The sequence below is a fragment of the Bacillus sp. ILBB4 genome, from assembly GCF_035064545.1.
Taxonomy (GTDB): domain Bacteria; phylum Bacillota; class Bacilli; order Bacillales; family Bacillaceae_H; genus Priestia.
Genome location: NZ_JAIQVD010000006.1, coordinates 61,248 through 82,526, shown reverse-complemented (window position 1 = coordinate 82,526; position 21,279 = coordinate 61,248). Strand labels below are relative to the sequence as shown.

The following is a 21,279-nucleotide window of genomic DNA, read 5'->3' as shown; positions in this document are numbered from 1 at the left end:
GGGAAGAGAAATGTCAGTTGAGGAAAGTGGATTTAAGAGGGATTTACATGATAAAGGTGCTGATCGGGCATCAGAAAGAAATTATCAAGGACATATAGGCAAGGTGGCCTTCTATCATCCAAACACTACATTTTGTGAATGTGGTGCAACCGATAATGAAGGAAATATTCGTCATCCGGAGGGCGCTAAAACAGCGCTCCCTGCGGATGAACGACATACAGTAGACGTAGATGTTTTATTAGGAAACAAAATGCAGAGGCTTTATTCAGTGCCTTGCTTTATGTATTCTCAAGGGGTTATTGATAAAGGGTTTAAGAAACATGACAGAGTATGGGTTCAATATATTAATGGAGATCCAAAAACACCTATTGCAACAGCTTACTATCGTGAGCCTGATCAATTGGATTTATTCTTTAACAACCTTAAGTACCGGGTAGCTGGATTCTTTGATGAATTACTACCGAAGTAAGGAGGAACATGATGGGCTGGAAAGATGATTTATATAGTTTAGATACAGAGGAACCTCAAGACTTAGATGAGTTATTTGATACTTCTACTGAAGCTAAAAACGGTGACGTAGGGTTTGTGAACCCTGTAAGTGGAGCAGGTATTCTAGGAAGAGAAAGTGGAGTGCTTGAAGGATTTGCTGACTATGGATTGGGCTTTCGCTTTAGTCGTGATAGCCAAAGCTTAATGGTCTTTGCTCCCAGTGTTCATATCTTTTCAACAGACATCCAAAAACATGACACCGTGATTAAGAATACGTACCTCCGTGATGAATATGGAGAAATCGAAGACATGCTGCTGGAAGTTGAATTAGTAAAAGGAGGCGAAAAGAATGAGAAGCTATAATGAGCAAGATATTCGTTTTTATGATTTGAATAATAATGTGGATGGAGACTTCATTGCAGATGAAACAGGGGACTTTGCTATGACATCAGAAGCTGAGTCTGCTCGTCAAGATATCAATAACCGGGTCCGTACACAAAAAACCGATTGGCGTTCTCATCCTAATATTGGCGCAGACTTGGAACTCTTAGAGGGTGAGCCTAATACCAGAGAGACAGGTCAAAGAGGGCAATCACAAATTTACGAAACATTAACTTATGATAACCGTTTTGATATAGCTGATCTTGAGGTTAGAGCTGTACCAACAAGTATAGAGCAAATTGATTTTTACACGATGTTGAACACGGATAGAAATGGCACCATTGTATTAACTCAACCATTGGACTTATAAGGAGATAAGGTATGTTTTTAAAGAAAAGTTCCCAAGAGATATTAAGAGATGCAGCTATATATATTGCACAAAATACATCGATTACTAACTTCTCTGCAGGCAGTATTGCACGATCTATCATAGAAGCAATAGCACCTGAAATTGGAGTAAGTAGTGACACAGCTCGTGCCTCATTATATCAATTCGCACAAGATGTATTCGATCAAGGTGTGGTCAGTAAGGCAACTGGTAATAACCTTGACTTAATTGGAGGTTTATTTAGTTACCCTAGACGTATTCAGCAAATAAGGAGTGCAGATAACACACTTACTGAAGAGCCAATTAGTGATGATGTGTACCGCTATGAGATTACACAAATTGTCCCTTCGATGGCCACTGCTAATTATTCAGCATTACGACTAGCTTTACTAACAATCAATGGTATGAGTGACGTTATCGGGAAAGAGTATAGTCATGGTACGGGAAGCTTTAGCTTTGTGATAATTCCTCAGTATGGATTCAGTGAAGATGAATTAATTCACCAAGCAGAAGAAGTGATAGCCACTACAAAGTCATTTGGTGTTAGACCTAATCTTATGCTGCCAGTTGCTGTTCCAGTTGACTTAACTGTTAAGTTAGCTTTCCATGAAACCACTAGCGATCAGCAAAAGAGTTACATTCAGTCGGAAGCAAAGAATAAAATCACTGAATATGTTGGCTTACTTGAAATGGGTAAGGGCTTAATCTACAACGATTTAGTTCAGGAGATCATGAATGCTCATGAAAAAATCATAGATTTTGAGATATTGAAATTTTACTTAAACAATGAGCCTGTACTTTTAACAAATCATGAAATATTAGAAGATGAACGCCTTGTACCACAGAATATAGAAGTTCTTTAATGCAGACGAGAAACGACCTGAAATACATTACATGATATGATTAAGAAAGCAAACTACAAGATAAGGAGAACGAAAAATGGCACAAACTCCAACTAAAATTTTGTTATACGATTTAGAGAACGATATTGTAGATATTATTAAAGATTTACAAACATACAAAGGGACTTTCCCTACACTTCTTAACCGGTTAAATGCATTAGATGTCACACTTATGAGCGGTGACACGAAAGCTGTTATTCAAGACCTGATAGACTCACTTAACAATGACAACAAAGGAAGTACCGGCACTCGAATAAAGGCTATTGAGAAAAAGCTCATTGACCTGCAAAATAGCTTGAGCAATGTCAGTCTTAATGACTTAGAAGTTGGCAACTTCAACGAAGTTTTCACCTACACAGACGGAAATGTAACAAAACATGTGTCTACGGGGGATCAGGCTTTTACTGTTATTTATAATTACAAACAAGATGGAAGCGGTGAAATTTCCACTTCAGTGAAGACTTACACTCGACAAAATGGCGATAAGGTTGAAATCACAAAAACATACTCTTATACAAATGGAGATATCACAGGCATTAGTACAGCTACCACTATTACACCGGCAGTACCTATTGTATAAGGAGTGAAAGCATGGACGTTATAGCGTTAGGGAAAGCAACCAAAGTATTAAAACAAGCAAAAGACTTGGATGAAAATATAATTGCTGCTGAAGCAGAATCACATTTTCAAACAGTTGATGCACGCCTTGATTGGCTAGAAGGACAGGCCGGTAAATTACAGATAACCAAAACAATAGATGTTAATTTAGAAAATGGAACATTTAATAATACTGAACTCAATAATGGTGCTATTAAATTGAAGAAGATAAAAGAAGTTCAAGGTATTAGCTCTTATGTGTTTTCAGGAAGCTATGAGTCACCAGTTGTTGATTTGGGTGAGTTTTGGTATGAAACAACACTAATGGATATTAAGAAGCAGATAGCTGAGAATGATACTCTTATAGATATCTATATAGCTTCATCATCAGATGGTAAGACATTCACGCCCTATCAAGTATTCAATCCTAATCGGTTACAACAAAGCCAGTTTATAAAGTTTAAGTTTGAACTGTCTGCTACACCTATACCCGGCGAGGTAAATACATACTCATTTAATCAGTCAAATGACAACAAGGTGACATTGAATAAATTTGTCACTATTAATGGTAGCTTACAATTAACTCAAGATTATTCATATGTGACAGAGGATGTTGCTGAAGTAGAAGGTGGAAAGGTTGTTAAGGCAACTATTCCTAGGCAACTATTTACTAAAATGAAATCCGTGGAGGTGAAGTGAGATGCCAGTACCTGCAACAACAGGACAACTAAGAACAAAAGTGGATGATATGGAAATCGGTGATTATATACAAGCATACTGTGATGTCACTACAGGTTGGCAATTTGGTGAAAGGGTTGGAAAAACAGAACTACCTGTATCAGGGGTTGCTGTTGACACAACTAATAAAACGCATCAAAACTATTTTTTCTATTTTGTTAAAGTGGCAAAGGGATTACTTGTAGCAGATCGTAATTGGTACCATACAGTGAGTTGGGATTCTTTGAATGCTTGGAAGAACATACAGGGATACCCTATAAATAATCTTAACATTATTCCTCCTATGGATAATAATATTTCTCCTAATGGTGTGGCCAGTGCGAGTGAAGAGACAATTCCTGCCTGGAAAGCATTTGACGGTTCAGCTCTTACAAGTTCGTTGAATGAATGTTGGCGAGCGTATAGGAGTACGGGTTGGATTTCCTATCAATTCTCTGATCCAAAGATAGTAAACAGATACACTCTAACTTCTCCTGGTTCAAACTGGGCATCAAATATGATAAAAGACTGGGTATTTCAAGGTTCTAATGATGGAATTGTGTGGGTAACACTTCACACAGTATCTAATCAGACGGGATGGGGAAGCGCTGAAAAAAGAAGTTACATTGTTAATAACACACAGTCATTTATGTATTATCGTTTTAACATTAGTGCAACAAATGGTGGTCCAATTGCTATAAATATGATTGAAATGATGAGCATAATCGGAGTCATACGCTCCCTCACAGGAGGAGTAGCATATGCAGATGCAAGTGGGAACAAGTCTCTATCTAATCAAAATAAAGGAGCATGGCCAACTGATAATGAGTGGGATAAATACATAGTCAATTTCCCTCCATCATTAATACAATTCGGAAAAAGTTTAGATGATGTGTTTCATATTTCAGGTGTAATAACTCTAACACAAGATACTCCAACAGTTGAATTAGGAAGTTCTACAAAGAGAATTGCTAGGGGATACACTAAATCGGCTATAAACTTATTTTTCCCAGAATCTAGCTTGATAGATACTAGTGGATTTCGTCCTGCATTTGAATACGTAGATAAATAAAGTAAGTTGAAAGGAGTAGATTTAGATGGGCAAAACAATAATACCAATTATGAAAAGCAATGTTCAAGATGGATATACAGTCACATCTTCTAAAGGTGATTCTTCCGAATATGGAGCATTTGACGGATCTGATGTTTCTAGAGTATTTAGAAGTAGCATTTCTCCCAAATTGCCAGAATATCTTGCGATACAATTCCCAAGAACCTTTACTGTAAATGGATATAAATTATATCTTGGAAGCACTTCATTCACTGATATGGAGACGTGGGATTTTCAAGGGTTGGTAGACAATCAATGGGTTACTATTCACGAAGGTGTTCACAGTCGAGTCCAGGAGTCATTGGAATTTTCATTTAATCCTGTTCGGGCACAAGCTGTTAGAATTGTATGCAAATCACTCTATGGGAGCAATTCATGGGGAGTAGATGAGCTAGAAGTGTACGGTGAAGCTACACCCGCAAAAATAGGAGAAGCTGTTGTAGCTCCTGATCCAGGCTGGAAACGTTACGATGACTCTGATGGGGCAATATACTATGGAAACCGAACAACCTATCCTATGGCTAGTGCGTCAAACGGCAGTTACTCTAATTACGTTGATGATGTTAGATTTTGTTTTACTGGATCAAAACTAAGAATAATAGGAATGATGTCCTCTGGAAGAACAGGTAACATGAATATAACAATCGATGGCGTTTCTTATGATTTTTCAGAATATAATGCTAATGTTATCACTACTGCGTTAGTATTCGAAAAAACAGGCCTATCGGAGGGAAAGCACACGGTTATTATTAAAGCTAATGATGCCAGGGACGCTACGATTGATTCTATAGATATAGATAAGAATGGCAGATTACTTCACATAAATGAAGTCCTAAATATCCATGACTTGACGGTGGGAAAGTGTATAAGAGCTAACTATTCCTGTGAAAAAAATAATGCCTTTGGTTCATTTAGTGGACTAGGAAAAGAAAATGCGGGTTTCATTTCAAATAAGGTAGCATCAAAACCAAACGGTGATTTTTATTTTATTATGGTGCAGGCATCAAAGGGAAAGAAAATCTTAATAGCTGATAGAAATATAGCTAATAACATTACATGGGATAATTTAAATTCAGAAGGAATTGCTGGTGGTAGTGGAGCACCTCTGTATTTAAGTGCAATCCCTAAACTAAGTTCAGATATAGGAACCAATGGAAAGGCCTTCTCAAGTGGATATACTAATGATAATTATGCATGGAGAGCATTTGATAAAATTTTATCAACTGCGGTTAAAGTTAAATGGCAGTCTGCAACGATAGCGTCTTTTATAGGTTATCAATTTAATTCACCTACATTAATAGGTTCTTATTCGCTTATGGTACAAAATGATGCAACGAATACATACATGTCCGAAACGCCTAGAGAGTGGCAATTTGAAGGATCAAATGATAATTTAAACTGGGACATTTTGGATAAACAAACAGACATAACGGATTGGATACCTTATAGTAGAAAGATTTTCAATTTTAGCAATGAGAAGCCTTACACTTTTTATAGATTAAATATTAAAGCAAACAATGGTGGTTCGAACATTTCAATCTTTGAAATGGATATGTATGAAAAAATTGATACATACACATTTACAATTAGGCTTCTGACGGGTGGTACAACAGCATCTGACAAAGATAATGAATGGGATAATTGGATTGTAGCTTCTTCCCTTAATGGTGCAATCCAGCCAGGGGATAACAGCATATGGAATTGGCAAGAGAGTGGCAGTTGGACATCAACTTCATCTGTTTCTTCCAGCATTTCGGCTAAGGTGTTGAGGGGAGGATCAAGTTCAGTCTCAAACCTATTTACTGCCCCAAGTGGCGGGTATAGTTCGGCCTATGGTTTCCGTCCAGTTTTAGAAATTGAAACAAACTTTGTTTTAAAAAATTATTCATTTATCTATGAGGATCAGGAATATAAGAAATATACTGGTACAATAGAAGGAGATATGTGGGAGTCTGTATCACAAGAGCTGCCTGCAGTTGAATTATTTACAGAGCAGGGAATGAAAGATTTAAGAAGTGTACCTAGTGAGGCATGGAATGCATTACGTAATGATTTTAAAGTTGTAACATACACAAATTTAGTTGAAGGCAGTCAAGCGGCAAGAGTACAAGCTATTCCTTATCCTCAACTTGTATTTGCAGAAACTGACTTCTCTGTTGTTGAAGACTTAACAATCACAGGTGCTGCCGATGGAATAAAGATAATCGCATCAGGTGACGGTGGGGTTACATGGAAAACCTATGATTCACAATGGGTGGAGGTTAACGCTAACTTAGAAGAAACTAAATCTAAAGGAATGACTGTAGCTGCCTTTAATGCCTTGACAAAAGAGATGTGGGCACTCATTGGAGATAATATTCGTTTAGCTTATTATATTGAAAATGAAGGGAAAGTGGACTCTGTATCTGTACGGAAGCAACCTTCATCTATCCAAACACCTTCACTTGATAAAATAAGCATTACTTATGACGAGCTTACAATAGAAGGCCGCTTAAAAGATTTAGAGGAAATGAATGCTATCAATTTAATGAAGCTACAATTTAAGACGAATGCACTTATGCAAGCATCAAAATATACTTTACATGACCTAGTTGTTGATACATTTGAAGATGATAGTATGGCAATTACTCAGGGGGACATTACTTACTCTTCCACAAATAAAACATACTCAGGGTTGGGTGTTTTAGAAACACAATCAGAAAACATCTCTTATTCGCCAACTCAATTAATCCTTCGTATGGAATCTGAATTTTGTTCGATAGAGTACTCCTTAGATGGGGGACAAACTTGGTATAATAGTGAAATCAATGCAGTGAATGACCTTTCAAAAATTGAAGGAAATCAGTTGAAGATTAAAATTAATCTTAATTCTACAACTTCAACAATTACAGGACTATCTTATGCATGGGCTTAATTGCCCTTGCACCATAGTAAGGAAGTGAAAAGATGGATATCATAGCATATCAAAAAGCAATGAAAACGAAGCCAGCTATTAAGAAAATAAAAGATAGGCTTGGCATGGAAGGCACAGAGTCAGGAGACAAAGATGTACGTGGGGATTATTCTACTGTCAAAGAAAGACTGGGAGAATTAGAGAAAAACGCCCCCGATCACATCTTAAAAAAACATGTATCCGATTTAGAAGCAAGTACTGCTATCAACTTAAACAAGCATAACTTACGTGTTAACTCATTACTCAATCAGAATAAGTATAAGTTAAAAGATATGATCTTTGATGACTTTGCAGATGCTTCGGGAATTGATTCGACTAAGTCTTCGAACTATGTATTAGATGCTGCAGGTAAGAAAGTTAAGCAAGTAAATGCATCTTTGAATTCAGAAGTTGTGACGGTAAATGAAACTGTTCAAGAGATTCCTCAAAAGGTTGCTGTTTCATTGGCTTTTAATGAACAAACCTCATCAAATAAAGATATTGACTTGAATAATGGTGAATTCAATAGGACGGAAATAATTGATAATAAAATAAAACTTGTGTTAACAGGTTCCACATTAGGTCCATCTGATGAAAACCGGATACAAGGGACAGATTTATCCTCATCGCCTTATCCTATTTCAGCTAATGTCTCACAAAGTACAGTATGGAATGCATTCAACGATAAGACTACTAAGTATTGTGCTTCAGGTGTTAGCTATATTATTCTAGACTTTATGCAAGGTAACGAACAAGTTATTAATAAATTAAAAATATACGGTGCAGATAGGTACAATTTTAATGGTACCTACTACGAATTAAAAAAATTCACTATATCTGGCTCTGTTGATAACGTTGCATATGACACCTTGTATAGTGGTGATCAAGCAGCTTTAGCATTTAAGGAGCATACTTTTGAAAATAACAAAGCATATCGCTTTTACAAGCTTTCAAACTTTACAGGATATAATGGAAGCTCTCAAGTAGGCTTTACAAAGGTTGAGATGTATGGATTAGGTAAAGTAAACACCTATACTTCTCCAGGTAATTATGAGTCTTCTATTGTAGATCTCGGAAGCAATTTCAAAGAAACACTGAAAGTCGAAACCATTGCTAATACAGCTAATAACACTTCTGTATCAATTTATACTTCAACTTCACAAGATGGACAATCTTTCTCTACATATCTTCCTGTAAATACAGACGGGACGTTAGCTTCTCCCTCGGGACGATACATAAAAGTCAAAGTAGTCTTAGCTTCAGATGGAGAAGTCAAAGAAAGATTGGCATATGACTTTACAGAAGCAGAACGTAATACCTTTCAAGAAAACGATAAGATACTATTCGATGGAGTAGCTAAGATGAAGACACTTTACACTGAATCTATGGAAGTAGATATCTCCTTTACTGAAGATGGAACGCTATTAAGAAAAGGAATTGCTAAAGCAAGCTTCAATAGTATTGAGAAAGTAGAGGTGTTTTAAATGACAATGTACCTTTATGATAAGTATACTTCTATAGACCAGTGGACACCTGAAATAAAATCAAAAGAAATTGCCACCGAATTTAGCGGTGGATGGACTTTTTATAGAACTCTATCTTACAGTAATTCCGTAGGGTACACCGTGTCAGGTACCACTTATAGTATTTCAAATGTTCCATATAATACAATTGTTTATAGTCAGTATACAACGAATAATAGTACACTAAGAAAGGCAACAGCATTAATACCTACAGGTAGGGCAGACAGCATGAACTTAAAAGCTACAACCTATGATTTATCTAGGAGTTTTGAAGCTACTAAAAAAGATTTTATAGAAACAGTTACTGCCACTGATGGTACATATCCTGACGATGGAAAGCATACAGATGGGTTTTATTATGTAAAAAAAGAAATTGCTCCGCCTCTTAACAAATATCTCTTCCAAGATGGAGAAGAGATTAAGAAGTACTATAAACCAGCGAATACAATTGCTCAAGAATATTCAGATGATGTATGTATAGGAGGAACCCCATTTATTTATACTCAATGGTATAACTACCCTCTGAAGAATGCTTTTGATAATGACCTATCAACTGTTGCGGCAGATAGCTATGATCCTGTGACAGCTCATATTGGTTATGATTTTGGAACAAATATAAAAAGACATATCAGGAAGGTTACACTTTATCAGAATCCAGGTGGGTCAGGAGGTTCTGCTACAGTTGTTAAAATTCAAAGAAGTGATGACAAATCAAATTGGATTGATGTAGGGGACACATATAAAGTGGATCCTCTTTCGAAGTCAATTATAGAACTACCAGCTTCTGTTTCATCACGATATTGGCGAATAAAGCCTACAGAGCAAGATAAAAAAGGAGTTTGGTATATAGGAGAAGTCGAGATGATGGAATTAGTAGACAAGGTTATATCGTATCCTCCACAGTGGATAGAAGTAGGACAAACTCCTGCCACAAAAACTATGTTTGACACTGATGGTATGACTGACTTATCTATTGTTACTAATGAAGCTATACAGCAACTAATATCTGATGAGCCTGAACTATTGTGCTGGACAGATAAAGAGAATGCTAATAGAAGTCTAAACTTAACTGCTGCTCCATTACCTCAACTCTTAATAGCACAAGAAGATATTGAAGTAAAAGAATTAGAAAGCGTAAGCATTGATGCAGTAGTGAACCAAAGTGATAATGATTTAAAGATTGCACTTAGTGGGGATAGTGGAGAGAACTGGACAGGCATATCAACTTTTGATACCAATGATTTAAGTAGCTTTAAATCGAATGGTTTTTCTGTCTCAGAATTTAATAGCCTATCTAAAGAACAGCTCAAATCACTATGTCCGAATGGAAAGATAAGAATGGCATTTTATTTAGGACAAGCGAATACAACAAACGCTGTAGAGATACGTTCTGTAACAGTTAATGAGCGACTATACACGATGACTCCTGAAGTAGAGAGTCTTTCAGTATTGTATTCTTTATTGGAAGCTGAGAGCCCTGACCTTTATGTGTCTCGTGATGACGGAGTTACTTGGCAGAAGATTAAGCATGATGAGCTTGCAGACTTATCAACTTTGCCTGAAGATAAACAGTTAAGAGTAAAAGTAGTCCTATCAAATGGCCAAGAGTTACAGGCGCTTTCATACTCATGGATATAAGGAGGTTCACAATAGATGGATATCGTTTCATATGGCATTGGAAACAAGTCTGCTAAAGAAGAAGCGAATTTAAGAAAAGACATATTAGGCACAGGCGTTGAGGGAGCACACCCTCATGTTCGTGCTCGTATTGACTCCCTGGAAGAAGCAATAGAAAATGTTAACTCACTTGCTAATAAACTGATTATCAATGATGCAGTGAATATTATGAAGGCTCATGCTAAGTTAAATGCAATTGCTAATACAACAAAGTATAAGATGCATAATATGATCTTTGATGATTTATTAGATTTAAGCGGCATTGATACTAGTAAGTCTTCTGGTTACACGCATGATACTGTAAATGGCTCTTTAAAAAATGGAAGCATCGTAACTAAAGAAGAAATAACAGATGTTATACCAAGTAAAGTAGTATTAAATGTAGATGAGTCATTTCAAACCAGTAATATAACAGGAAAATATTACATTTCTCGTGACAATGGAATAACATGGGAACAAATTATACCAAACTCTTTGTTTTATTTTACAGACTTTATAAGTCCACAGAACAAGAAACTTCGACTAAAAGCAGAGCTACCTACTGGAACGACGTTACTAAACTACGCTCTAACATGGGCTTAAGGAGGAATACATATGGCAAGAGAACGTATTAGCCTTGTATCAGATGAAATCAAGCAGCAGGCAACATTAGAAACACGTATCCGCTCAGGTGAAATTAATGCCACTAACTTTCAGGAACTATCACCAGAAGAGCAATCACAAGTAAATGAAATCTTGTTTGAAATGGCATGTGAGAATGTAGATCCGCATAAAGGTGCATCAGTATTAGAATTCATTTTATTTGGATTCATGCGAGTAGCAAACAAGAAAATGAATGGAATGGCTTTAAGTGAAGATGAGAAATTCATTGAAGAAAGCCTAACTCAAATGATGAATCGTCATGAAATCACTAACAGTGCTATTGATAAATCAGAGTGGCTGCTTGATTACATGAAGTATGCTGAAACGAAATCAGAAGAAATTCTACGAAATCGTGAAGAACACATTAATAGAAAGCGTGAGACGATGGGAGAACTGTAATACCTTTCAAGAATGAGCTTTGTTATTTTAATGCTTTAGTCTTAGAATTAAATAACAGGGCATATAGCTCTTATTAATTTTATAAGGAGTGAACCAAACATGGCATTTTTAGAATCCCAATATTCTAATCAGGTCAGCGCAATGCGTGATGCTGACTTGCTAGCACCAGCTCAGGTTACTGGTCTTAACTTCACAGTTGAGCAAGGTCGTGTAAACCTTTCTTGGGCTGCTGTAACAACTAATGCTGATAGCTCAGAGCTTTCTGATCTTTCTGGTTACAAAATCTATCGTAAAGCTAATGCAGGCGATGCATTTAGTTTAGTAGGTTCAGTTGCTGGAGATGAATTAACATATGTTGATACTACTGCTAAAGATGGCGCAAGCTTTATCTATGCTGTATCAGCATTTGATGGAGAGCCTACACCTAACGAAGGTGAAAAGTCTGCTGATCTTGCTGTGAAAACTGTTCCTTCTGTACCAACTGATTTAAGTGCAGCTGCTACAGAACATGCAATCAACCTTAACTGGATGTCAGTTAAGAATGAAGCAGATCTAAAACTGAACGAAAACCTTGCTGGTTATAATGTATATCGTTCAGAAGTTGATGGCTCTGGTTATGAGAAGATTGGTGTAGCGGCACCTGAAGAAACTACTTTCGAAGATTCTTCTGTTGTTGGCGGTACTACTTACTTCTACGTAATCACTGCATTCGACAACTCTCTATAATTTTTAGAGAAATGGCACAATGAGTACTATACTCGTTGTGCTTTTTTTATGTTATACTATCTGTAATGCATTACATTAAGGAGTGGATCTCCATGGCTTATACGGTTAACCATGAGGATATATGGATTGAAAGCACGTCCTTATTGACTTGGCGACAAGGGTTTGAGAATGCTTTTAACTATGAGAACCTTACAATTAATAAACCAAGTTATAGCGACTATCAGCCAACACGTCTTCAATTTCATATGAGTTCTGCTACAGTAAACCAAACCATTAAAGTAAAAATAAAGTATGCAAATCGCTTAACGAAAAGTCATCTTGAGCATGCTGTAATCTGTCAGTATGATTCTATCAAGAAAGATTGGATTGTGATTCCGCATACGATAAACAGAAAGCAACAGACATTGGATTTTACATCTAATGCTATTGGTGTGTTTACTGTTTTTATTAACTACTATTGGTATTCTACATTTACTCAACGAATAGCAGATGAATATCCTAACTGGACAAAGATTAGACAGTCAAAGGAAAGTACAGGACAACTTTTTCTGAACTACTTTGGAATAGAATTAGAAACCATTCAAAACTATTTAGAATGGATACATGAGCAAAAGTACATAAGCACTGCTGATGTTGCTGTATTAGACTGGATTCAGATGTATCAGCTTCCGACTGTGACTTCAACAGATGAATTAAAATTTCTCAGAGCTTCAGGTTCTACAATGGTAGATGTACCGATCTTAGAATCACTCCAAGAGTTTTTTTACAACGATGCCAATGATGGTGGAATTGTTGACTATCAAGACTCCAAATTTTACACCATAAAATCGTATGGCAAAATTGTAGTTAATATCACCAGAGACGGTAAAACAACAACAAATGCATTAATACCGGTTGATTACCACATCTGGAATACATTTGACGAGTTCGGTCTACTACTAGGTGTGGAGCGACTTCACTTAGAAAAGAATCAAAACTTTAAGGATCGCATCTTAGATGTGTTTCGATATCCATCTGGAACACATGATATTGGATTAACCAACGGAATAGCAAGAGAACTAAATATGGTTACTCGTGCTGATGCTGCAGGTAAATCACTAGTATGGGCTAACGATGCAAAGGATTTGTTTTTAAAAAATTCTAGTCAAAAGAAAATTGACATTCGCAGTTTACGCATAGATGATAAACAGCTAGAAGACGATCAGTATTCAGTAGATGAGATGGGAAACATCCGTATCTATGCACTAAAAAAAGGTGTAAGCCATACGGTGAGTTTCATTGCTGGAATAGAAAAATATCAGCTGTATGAAAAGAGCGATAGAGAGCTTTACCATATGATGTTTGAAGAAGATGGTCAAGCAACTCCAACACTATTAAAGTGGGTCGAATATATAAATACAGTAGCCCCTGTAATGTGGGACCGCTTTAGATGGGATGAAGGATTTTGGGATACCATCGACAAACAGTTTACAGGTCTAGGATATGTTCCTAACATATGGGACTCCAATATAGAAGTATGGAAAGACTATGTGTTTGAATCTGAAAGATAGGAGGTTACTTAATGAGTAAAACAAGGGAGCGAAATGCCATTCATTCTGGTATAGGCGACAACGATGATTTGTTTGTAAAGCGTCCTGTAGTTGAAGATGTAACTGAGGATTTTCAATATGCTGCTCGCCTTAGAGGAAAGAAACGCCATAGCCTAATGGTTTACCCTGAAGTTCCATTTCAATATGGCATTAGCTATAAAGGTGAAACTCTTGAGACATATAACGAGAAAGATTATAAGTATGATATCAATGCTCACCCTGAGAAAATACTTTCTTATCGTATTGAAGAGTCAAAAGAATCTCCAGTACAGCGACTATGGGAAGCTAAAGCCTGCTTTGAGGCAGAAGTAATCAAAAGAAAAATGGAGTATGCCTTTAACTACAAAGGGCATACAGGAAAGAAAGATAAACGTACCGCTGAGTATGCTGTAAACTGGGAAGGCGAGTACACAGTAAAAAACCATGGTGACGTTAAAGACCTTTTCACTAATACTCGTGGACAATACATTGGCTATAATGATGGGCAAACAACTTGGAGGATGAATAGCGGTCACGTAGATGATGCACTTAACCGCTCATTCTTCTCTGGAACGATTGCCAAAAAAGATGAAGATGGAAAGAACATGTATTCATGGAATGCATATGAGGCATCTTTTACATTTAAGCCTATCTTAAATAACGGTGCAGGAATTTTTGGTAATACAAAAAGATACAATTGGAGTACTCATAGATTCTATAGCGCAGGAAAATGGGACGATGATATTGTAGGACTGATATTCCAAGCAAAAGATAATCGTAATTTCTACATGATGATGTGGGAGTCTGATGAGCGAATTTGGGGTTCTTCTCGTGCAGGGAATAATCTAGATGGTATCAATATCTTTTCTATGAAAGATGAATATGTTGATCGATCTGTGACAGCTGCAGGAAGCCCACCAACACATGCTCAATGGGTAAACTATTGTAACAATAGCGGTTGGGGGAAGAAGCACCGTAGAATTTATAAAGTAACAAATGGTGTAATTAGACGAGTAAATGTTGCCGATAAAAGCTCAGGCAAAGGCTGGGTCATGAACAGCATGCACCGCATTCGTGTAGTTACAACAGGCAAGAATGTAAAAATCTATGGACGCACATCATCGTCAGGTTCAGAAGAATTGATGTTTAATTTTAATGCTGACTGGGATCATGGAACTTTTGGTATGTTCAACGTGTCTCAATCAGTAGAATTTCATGGCATTGAGATTATTGAGAAAAAGATTATAAAAGGACGTATTCCAGAGTCAGGATGGAATTCCTCTGGTGATAGTTTTAAGAGAATTGCTGACCATTCTATTACATATGTAAAGCGTTCCGATAGTTTTAAGCAGAAGCTCCCTTCAGGTGTATCAGCTGATAGGGTTAACATACTAGATATAACAAGTAACATACGAAATCCTGCGAATGGATCAATTAAGGTCAACGGATTGAGGAGTAGTATTGTTGTTCAAGCAAAAGACTATACTACTTGGAAGAGTTATTCAGGACGTTATCCTCGAACCGGTTGGCTCACTTATGATGGAATAGCCAATGAAAAGCTTACATCAAATGCTCAAAGCTACATTCGTGAAAAAACAGGCATTTCAGATTTAGTCTTAGAGTCTATAACAAGTAGTGTGAAAGACCAGAAAGCTGGTAAAATAGCGATTCACACAAATACTGGACCGATTACGCTTTATAGTTCCAACCCTAAAGATGCGGGTGAGAAATACAGTGAGTGTTATGTTCGCTGTGGCATTGTAGAAGTTACACCTGACAATAGGGACTACAGAACAGGTTTACTTGTATTTGATGATATAGCAAAAGTATTTAAGGACGATTACAAGAAGTTCTTTAATCGAAGTGACCTTACAAACAGAAAAACAAGCTATGAGTTATTGAAGCCTGTTAAGAAGCCGCCACCTGATCTTCCTGAAGAGGAACAGCCGTCTGAGGGATGTGTAATTGAACCTGTGGCCCCTCCTGAAGAAAAGCCTGTTATTACATGTTGGGATGACTTCGATTTTGACGGAAAGAAATTAGTTATGTGGAGCTGTGAATTCCCACTAACAACTACTGAGAAGCTGTTTGAAGAGAAGCTTTATGCTTACAAGGGCTGGACAATCTTTGAACCGTTAAAATCCTTCACTGCTAATAAGTGGACTGTTTATAAGCTGATTCCTATTGAGGCTACTATTAACCCTGCATACGATGAAGTAAAATGGGTTGGCCGCAAGGACTTAGCAAACGCTCCTGCAGGTACAAAAGTAATGGCACGAACAAAAGAATGGTATAAGGCTAAGTTTCCTGCTGATATTTTAAACAAAGGAATCGTTACGAGTGATGTTGATATTATATGGGATATCCCACCGGCGCCTGAACATTTCTTTCATCCAACAAGAACTTCCGAACGTATGCCTGATAGTTTTAAAGTGGTTCACTATCTGCTAGACGCATTCGATAACAACTCTGACGTTGTAGCTTGGTTTGAAAGCAAACCTACAGTCACAACTGAGACAGTTGATAAGTCACCTGAAAGCCTTGCGAAGGTAGGACAAGTAGGTATGCCTGTTATCATGACATCAAACGATAATGATCGAGTAGTGATTCACTGTAAAGAAGACCCACGAAATATACCTTGGTCTTCTGGTAAGTACATTGGATATGGCAAACTAAATGGAAAGCGTCCATTTTGGGGAGCTGGAGCAGGAAAAGCCGATATGGTTAATGTATCGACTCAAGTAGTCTTTTTCCCTGAGAATTTAATAGCGGATACATTAGAAGGACCATTCATCGATATGTATGACGTAGAGTTTCCTGATTTCCCTCGTGTACGCTATAAGCTTCACTCTGATGGCAAGCTTGTAGATTTCTATACTAATCACATGGATGCTCATATATGGTATACAGATTGGTATTCAAAGTGGGTGGCAGCAAAGCCTGAATATCAAGCTACCATGCAAGATATCACACAAATTGATAGTCCTTTAGATTTAGACCCTACAAGTTCAGCAGTAAGTGCAGATTACGACCCTGATGATACAACAATTGAGCGAATTGAAGTAACAAGTAACAATCCTTTTGTGAAGATTTGGATTGAAGAAGACAAGGGACCGAAGAACGGACTTCTCGGAACTTACTACCAATTCCCGTTATCAGCCAACATTTACGAAGACTCGTTTCAAGTGAAGGGTGATTACAAGGAATGGCTGCAAACCTACACAATTGAAAACTATATGGATCGCATTGAGATTCCTATAAAGTCAGACCTGGAATACAAAATCCTTGATGTAAAGATTGATAAAAACCTTATCAAGGAGAGTTCAACAAATGGTTGGATACTTGAAGATGGGAAGATAAAACTCAAAGGAACTGGTCTTATGCCAGGAACCCTTATTATTCGCTATAGTACGGGAGACATCGAGAACGAATTCTATCTAGAAGCAGATGGATTGGGTAGTCATATTGAAGTTTATGTAAATGATGAATTAATCGATTCTCAATATTACAGCTTTAATAAAAGAACCATGACGATTAGTAAGGAGAAGCTATTCTTGCATGATTGGGTAAAGATTCAGTCGTATGACTTAAATGACCTTCATGATCCTACTCGTCAAAACTACTTAGGTGACAAGAAATATTCACAGCTGGATTTCCAAGAGGATGCTCCTAGTCAAAGTTCAAACCCAAACTACAATGACCCTTACTATGAAGGCTCTTTTTGCTTCAACTGGGGATACAACGCTCCTCAAAAGTTGATTCCAACAACAACAACAAAGGCGAGCGCTGACTTCTCAGCTAAGTACTGGTACCCTGATGAAATGAATTTTAAATTTAATGTAGATATGGAGATTGTTTATCCAATTGCCGCTCCAGTGGATATTACTAACTTCACAGGTGAATGGAAACAGTGGGATCAAGACCCTAATAAGCAAGGATTAAAAGAATCAGGCGAATGGACAGAAGGAATGGGAGATTGGCATGGGCCACCAGAAGCAGGATTTACACGAGTGACAAATAAAATCAATCAGACTCCATATTCAGGTTGGTATAATCCTAAGCATGTTGATATTACCGACTATGAAGTTGCCTTAACAGCGAGGTCAGAGACTGATTGGGATAATGATATGTATGGTATGACATTTAGATGGGACCCAACAATTATGTCGGGCTATACATTTGAATGGGATAGCGGTGGAGCAGGTGTTTATGGTATGGCTATTTATAAAGTACGATGCACAAACCCTGAAGCTATCGGTACGACAACACCTTTGAAATTCTCAAAAGTTCAATTAGCTCATGATCCAGAGTGGTGGGATCCTAATTCAACAGGCTCAACTACTCCAAACAGAATATTATATGATCATCGAATCCACATTTCTGCAATCGGCAGTGAGTTCAAAGTGTATGTCGATAATCGATTGAAGTTACAAGCAAAGGATGAGTCATACAAAAAAGGAGCATGGGGACCAATTACTCGATCCAATCCTAATACGTATTTCTGGGACTTCTGGATGCAGACATATAAGCGTGTGACGTATAAGGATTATCCTTCCTTCCGTAAGCCATATGAGGTAACAAAAGACCGTCCTGTAATTACAGACCCTAACAAGTTTATGATAGATCTTGAGATTGATCCAACTGATATGGAAGTGAAGTTTAATAATGATATTAATTACTTCTTATCAAAAGCAGGTATTCAAAAATATCAAATTGTATCAACAGAATATTTTATTACGGAAGACAAAAGTGACTATGAGGTATACTTCAAAGAGTTCCAGCGCATTCGTGTACTAGAATTAACACCTGATGTGCTAGCGCCAAACCCACAAGGTAGAACATCTATTCAAGAAGCAGTGCGGAAGTTTGGTGATTTCGATATCTCTAAAGAGATTGTCATTACACAAGATATTTATTCAAACTGGAACAAATATAAAGTAGAAGACTTCGATGTTATTACGTTCACACCTGCCGATTGCAATGCTAACTTTGACATTGTTAGTGATGAAATGATGGACTTTATCCGTGAGTTTAAATATGCTTCCGATAAGGTTGTAGTCATGACTCATGATACAGGTGTAGTCTCACCAATTAAGCGTTTTAAAGAATTGCTTGGGGAATTTGGATTCACGCTATCTACAGGTGTTCCATTTACACGTGGGAATAAAATCAAACGAGTAGATGATACCTTTAATTATCCATACGATTTAGCAGGAGAAGTTACAACTAGTGTATCGCACTGGAACCAAATTAGTGGTGGTTCTCCTATTTATAAATTCACTCATGAAGATAGAGCTTGGTTGTCATACATTAACAACGTGTATTATTCAGAAGCTGGAGATAGTCTTTATAGATGCGATGGCTCCTTTAATCAGCAACTTAGTGATAACGAAATGAAGATATGGATTAATCTAATGTGTCGTATTGCTCAATGGAAAGCGGAGACTAAACCAAAGATGACAAAGTTTGGTCCATCTAAGTTATACGCTACAGTACGTGGACAGAATCCACCATTAGGGGAACCTTTAGAGAAGCCAGTTGCTACGCCTCCTAAGCCTGAAATACCACCGTTAGAGCCACCATTAGAAACAAAGCCTACTGATGGTTTCACAATTACGTGGAATGGATACATCTATGCACCTGCTACAGGATTATATCGATTCAATGTAAAAGTGAATGATGGCTTCCGATTATGGGTAGATAGAAAAATAGTAATTGGAAATTGGCAAATATCTGAAGATCCGTACTCGTCGTATGATGGGTCTGTGCACTTAGAAGGCGGTAAGTGGTATCCGATTAATGCTCACTATTTTGAAAATGTAGGTCAAGCAATGATTGAGTTGCGTTGGGCAATGCCTGGTAAAAAATACGAGCGTATTTCTCCTAACTATCTAACGCCATATTTAGGTTACAAGTTATATGCACAGGTTAAGAAAGCAAGACCGCTTCCTTGGAATCCTCGCATTCATAACGGATATTATTATCATGAGGAGCGTGAAAACTATCTGTATGCTCAGAAAACTGTGCAAACAAAGACACCTAATGCTCTTAATGAAATTACGATTTCCCCTAGACCGCAGCAGGGTAGCGCTATTATTGTGAGGGACAACGAAGGCAATAACCTTCGCAAGGTAACATTTTATGATGATAACTGGAATCTAACCCTTGAAAACAAAGAAGTATTTAACGGCAACAGTTATGCTAAATATTACTTGAATTACAAGGGCATAGATAAGGCTACTCTTAAAGTGAAGAAAAATGGAATTACGTTATCTGCAGGTGACTTTATTTTCAATGAGGAAGAATCCTTTATTGAGTTTATGGAAGAGATTCCTTTTGAAGATACAATTGAAGTGCGTTACAAACTTCATTACAGTTACTATATAGATATGAACTCTAATTCTGTTAATGGAATAGTTAATTCAGATACAGCGAAAATTAGACTGCACTCAAACTACACTGCTTCTAAGATGACAGATATGGAAATCATTTATGAAGCAGCGAAACAGACACCGTTCTATAGAGCTAGTGAGGTAGTCTTTAATCCAATCTTGAACCATAATCATACGGGCTTTCTTTATATTTCAGAAAGCGGTGAACAAGATGTAAAAGATCTGAATGTGTACCTTTCTGAAAAGACATTATCTAGCTCAGGAAAAGAATACGTTTTACTTACAGTGAAAGTTGTAGATAAGTACGGTAATCCAACACCAAATAAATTAGTTGATATTTATAGAGACGGAAGCTTAGTGAAGTCTAAACTATCAACAAATGCTGCTGGTGAGGTTTACTTCTACGATAAGCCGGTTCCTACTAAGCAAAAGGTATCTACTTACCAAGTTCGTTGCGAGGATATTGTGAAGGAGGAAATCCTGAATTACTATATTCAAAACAAAAAGGAACGCATGTATGTAGAAATGGTTGCTCCGAAGCTATCTTTACTAGGTGGCGTTAAAGATGAAGTGACGATTGATATCACGCTTAGGGACGCTAAATGGAATCCTGCAAGCAAAGGTAAAGTGATTAAAGTGGAGAAGAGAGATTCAAAAGGTGTTACTTCTTCTCAAACTTACTCTACTGATGCATATGGACAAATCCATGTGAAGGTATCTGGTGAAAAAGAACAGCACGGTAATATTATGATTAAAGCTTCTTATGACATGGTTTTTGAAGAGGCAGCAAATTATGTTCATCTAAAAGTAATCGGGGGATAAGTTCCCCCTCACT

15 protein-coding genes are annotated in these 21,279 nt (G+C 37.2%); all 15 read left to right on the top strand.

Going from position 1 to position 21,279, the window contains the following annotated elements; all coding sequences use genetic code 11:
• Positions 1 to 10 precede the first annotated feature (10 nt).
• The 15 genes from LAV82_RS23230 (at position 11) to LAV82_RS23160 (ending at position 21,266) form a co-directional block, all read left to right on the top strand.
• Positions 11 to 469, top strand: coding sequence for a hypothetical protein (locus LAV82_RS23230; protein WP_449305761.1), 459 nt, complete (start codon positions 11 to 13; stop codon positions 467 to 469).
• Positions 470 to 480: 11 nt separating this feature from the next.
• On the top strand, positions 481 to 852 hold the full coding sequence (locus tag LAV82_RS23225) for a hypothetical protein (protein ID WP_499716998.1): 372 nt from the start codon (positions 481 to 483) through the stop codon (positions 850 to 852).
• The gene (locus LAV82_RS23220; RefSeq protein ID WP_449305759.1) at positions 839 to 1,240 is read left to right on the top strand and encodes a hypothetical protein; all 402 of its coding nucleotides are present in this window, start codon (positions 839 to 841) and stop codon (positions 1,238 to 1,240) included. Before LAV82_RS23225 ends, LAV82_RS23220 begins: the two co-directional genes overlap by 14 nt.
• An 11-nt stretch (positions 1,241 to 1,251) precedes the next feature.
• Complete coding sequence (locus tag LAV82_RS23215; protein WP_499716997.1) at positions 1,252 to 2,121, top strand: baseplate J/gp47 family protein; 870 nt, start codon at positions 1,252 to 1,254, stop codon at positions 2,119 to 2,121.
• 76 nt (positions 2,122 to 2,197) lie between these two features.
• Positions 2,198 to 2,740, top strand: a complete 543-nt coding sequence (locus LAV82_RS23210) for a hypothetical protein (RefSeq protein ID WP_449305757.1) — start codon at positions 2,198 to 2,200, stop codon at positions 2,738 to 2,740.
• Positions 2,741 to 2,751: 11 nt separating this feature from the next.
• Positions 2,752 to 3,456 carry a hypothetical protein gene (locus LAV82_RS23205; RefSeq protein WP_499716996.1) on the top strand — a complete coding sequence of 235 codons (705 nt, stop codon included), beginning with the start codon at positions 2,752 to 2,754 and terminating at the stop codon, positions 3,454 to 3,456.
• 1 nt (position 3,457) lies between these two features.
• Positions 3,458 to 4,546: a discoidin domain-containing protein gene (locus tag LAV82_RS23200; RefSeq protein ID WP_449305755.1), complete on the top strand. Its 1,089-nt coding sequence runs from the start codon at positions 3,458 to 3,460 to the stop codon at positions 4,544 to 4,546.
• 25 nt (positions 4,547 to 4,571) lie between these two features.
• A complete protein-coding gene (locus LAV82_RS23195) occupies positions 4,572 to 7,499 on the top strand; it encodes a hypothetical protein (RefSeq protein ID WP_499716995.1) in 2,928 nt (975 codons plus the stop codon).
• A 32-nt stretch (positions 7,500 to 7,531) separates the two neighbouring features.
• Entirely contained in the window at positions 7,532 to 9,001 is a 1,470-nt protein-coding gene (locus tag LAV82_RS23190; RefSeq protein ID WP_499716994.1) for a hypothetical protein, read from the top strand.
• Positions 9,002 to 10,678, top strand: a complete 1,677-nt coding sequence (locus tag LAV82_RS23185; protein WP_499716993.1) for a discoidin domain-containing protein — start codon at positions 9,002 to 9,004, stop codon at positions 10,676 to 10,678. It begins immediately after the preceding gene.
• A gap of 15 nt (positions 10,679 to 10,693) precedes the next feature.
• Complete coding sequence (locus LAV82_RS23180; protein ID WP_499716992.1) at positions 10,694 to 11,299, top strand: hypothetical protein; 606 nt, start codon at positions 10,694 to 10,696, stop codon at positions 11,297 to 11,299.
• 12 nt (positions 11,300 to 11,311) lie between these two features.
• The gene (locus LAV82_RS23175; protein ID WP_499716991.1) at positions 11,312 to 11,758 is read left to right on the top strand and encodes a hypothetical protein; all 447 of its coding nucleotides are present in this window, start codon (positions 11,312 to 11,314) and stop codon (positions 11,756 to 11,758) included.
• A gap of 156 nt (positions 11,759 to 11,914) precedes the next feature.
• Positions 11,915 to 12,484 (top strand): hypothetical protein, encoded by a 570-nt coding sequence (locus tag LAV82_RS23170; RefSeq protein ID WP_499716990.1) that lies wholly within the window; start codon positions 11,915 to 11,917, stop codon positions 12,482 to 12,484.
• Positions 12,485 to 12,576: 92 nt separating this feature from the next.
• Entirely contained in the window at positions 12,577 to 14,034 is a 1,458-nt protein-coding gene (locus LAV82_RS23165; protein WP_499716989.1) for a low copy number virion structural protein, read from the top strand.
• Positions 14,035 to 14,045: 11 nt separating this feature from the next.
• On the top strand, positions 14,046 to 21,266 hold the full coding sequence (locus LAV82_RS23160) for a PA14 domain-containing protein (RefSeq protein WP_499716988.1): 7,221 nt from the start codon (positions 14,046 to 14,048) through the stop codon (positions 21,264 to 21,266).
• Positions 21,267 to 21,279: the final 13 nt, after the last annotated feature.

Excerpts from the sequence above, each read along its gene's own strand:
- LAV82_RS23195 (WP_499716995.1), top strand. The coding sequence starts at position 4,572 with ATGGGCAAAACAATAATACCAATTATGAAAAGCAATGTTCAAGATGGA.
- LAV82_RS23175 (WP_499716991.1), top strand. The coding sequence starts at position 11,312 with ATGGCAAGAGAACGTATTAGCCTTGTATCAGATGAAATCAAGCAGCAG.
- LAV82_RS23160 (WP_499716988.1), top strand. The coding sequence starts at position 14,046 with ATGAGTAAAACAAGGGAGCGAAATGCCATTCATTCTGGTATAGGCGAC.
- LAV82_RS23205 (WP_499716996.1), top strand. The coding sequence starts at position 2,752 with ATGGACGTTATAGCGTTAGGGAAAGCAACCAAAGTATTAAAACAAGCA.
- LAV82_RS23210 (WP_449305757.1), top strand. The coding sequence starts at position 2,198 with ATGGCACAAACTCCAACTAAAATTTTGTTATACGATTTAGAGAACGAT.
- LAV82_RS23220 (WP_449305759.1), top strand. The coding sequence starts at position 839 with ATGAGAAGCTATAATGAGCAAGATATTCGTTTTTATGATTTGAATAAT.
- LAV82_RS23215 (WP_499716997.1), top strand. The coding sequence starts at position 1,252 with ATGTTTTTAAAGAAAAGTTCCCAAGAGATATTAAGAGATGCAGCTATA.
- LAV82_RS23230 (WP_449305761.1), top strand. The coding sequence starts at position 11 with ATGTCAGTTGAGGAAAGTGGATTTAAGAGGGATTTACATGATAAAGGT.
- LAV82_RS23200 (WP_449305755.1), top strand. The coding sequence starts at position 3,458 with ATGCCAGTACCTGCAACAACAGGACAACTAAGAACAAAAGTGGATGAT.
- LAV82_RS23165 (WP_499716989.1), top strand. The coding sequence starts at position 12,577 with ATGGCTTATACGGTTAACCATGAGGATATATGGATTGAAAGCACGTCC.
- LAV82_RS23225 (WP_499716998.1), top strand. The coding sequence starts at position 481 with ATGGGCTGGAAAGATGATTTATATAGTTTAGATACAGAGGAACCTCAA.
- LAV82_RS23180 (WP_499716992.1), top strand. The coding sequence starts at position 10,694 with ATGGATATCGTTTCATATGGCATTGGAAACAAGTCTGCTAAAGAAGAA.
- LAV82_RS23190 (WP_499716994.1), top strand. The coding sequence starts at position 7,532 with ATGGATATCATAGCATATCAAAAAGCAATGAAAACGAAGCCAGCTATT.
- LAV82_RS23185 (WP_499716993.1), top strand. The coding sequence starts at position 9,002 with ATGACAATGTACCTTTATGATAAGTATACTTCTATAGACCAGTGGACA.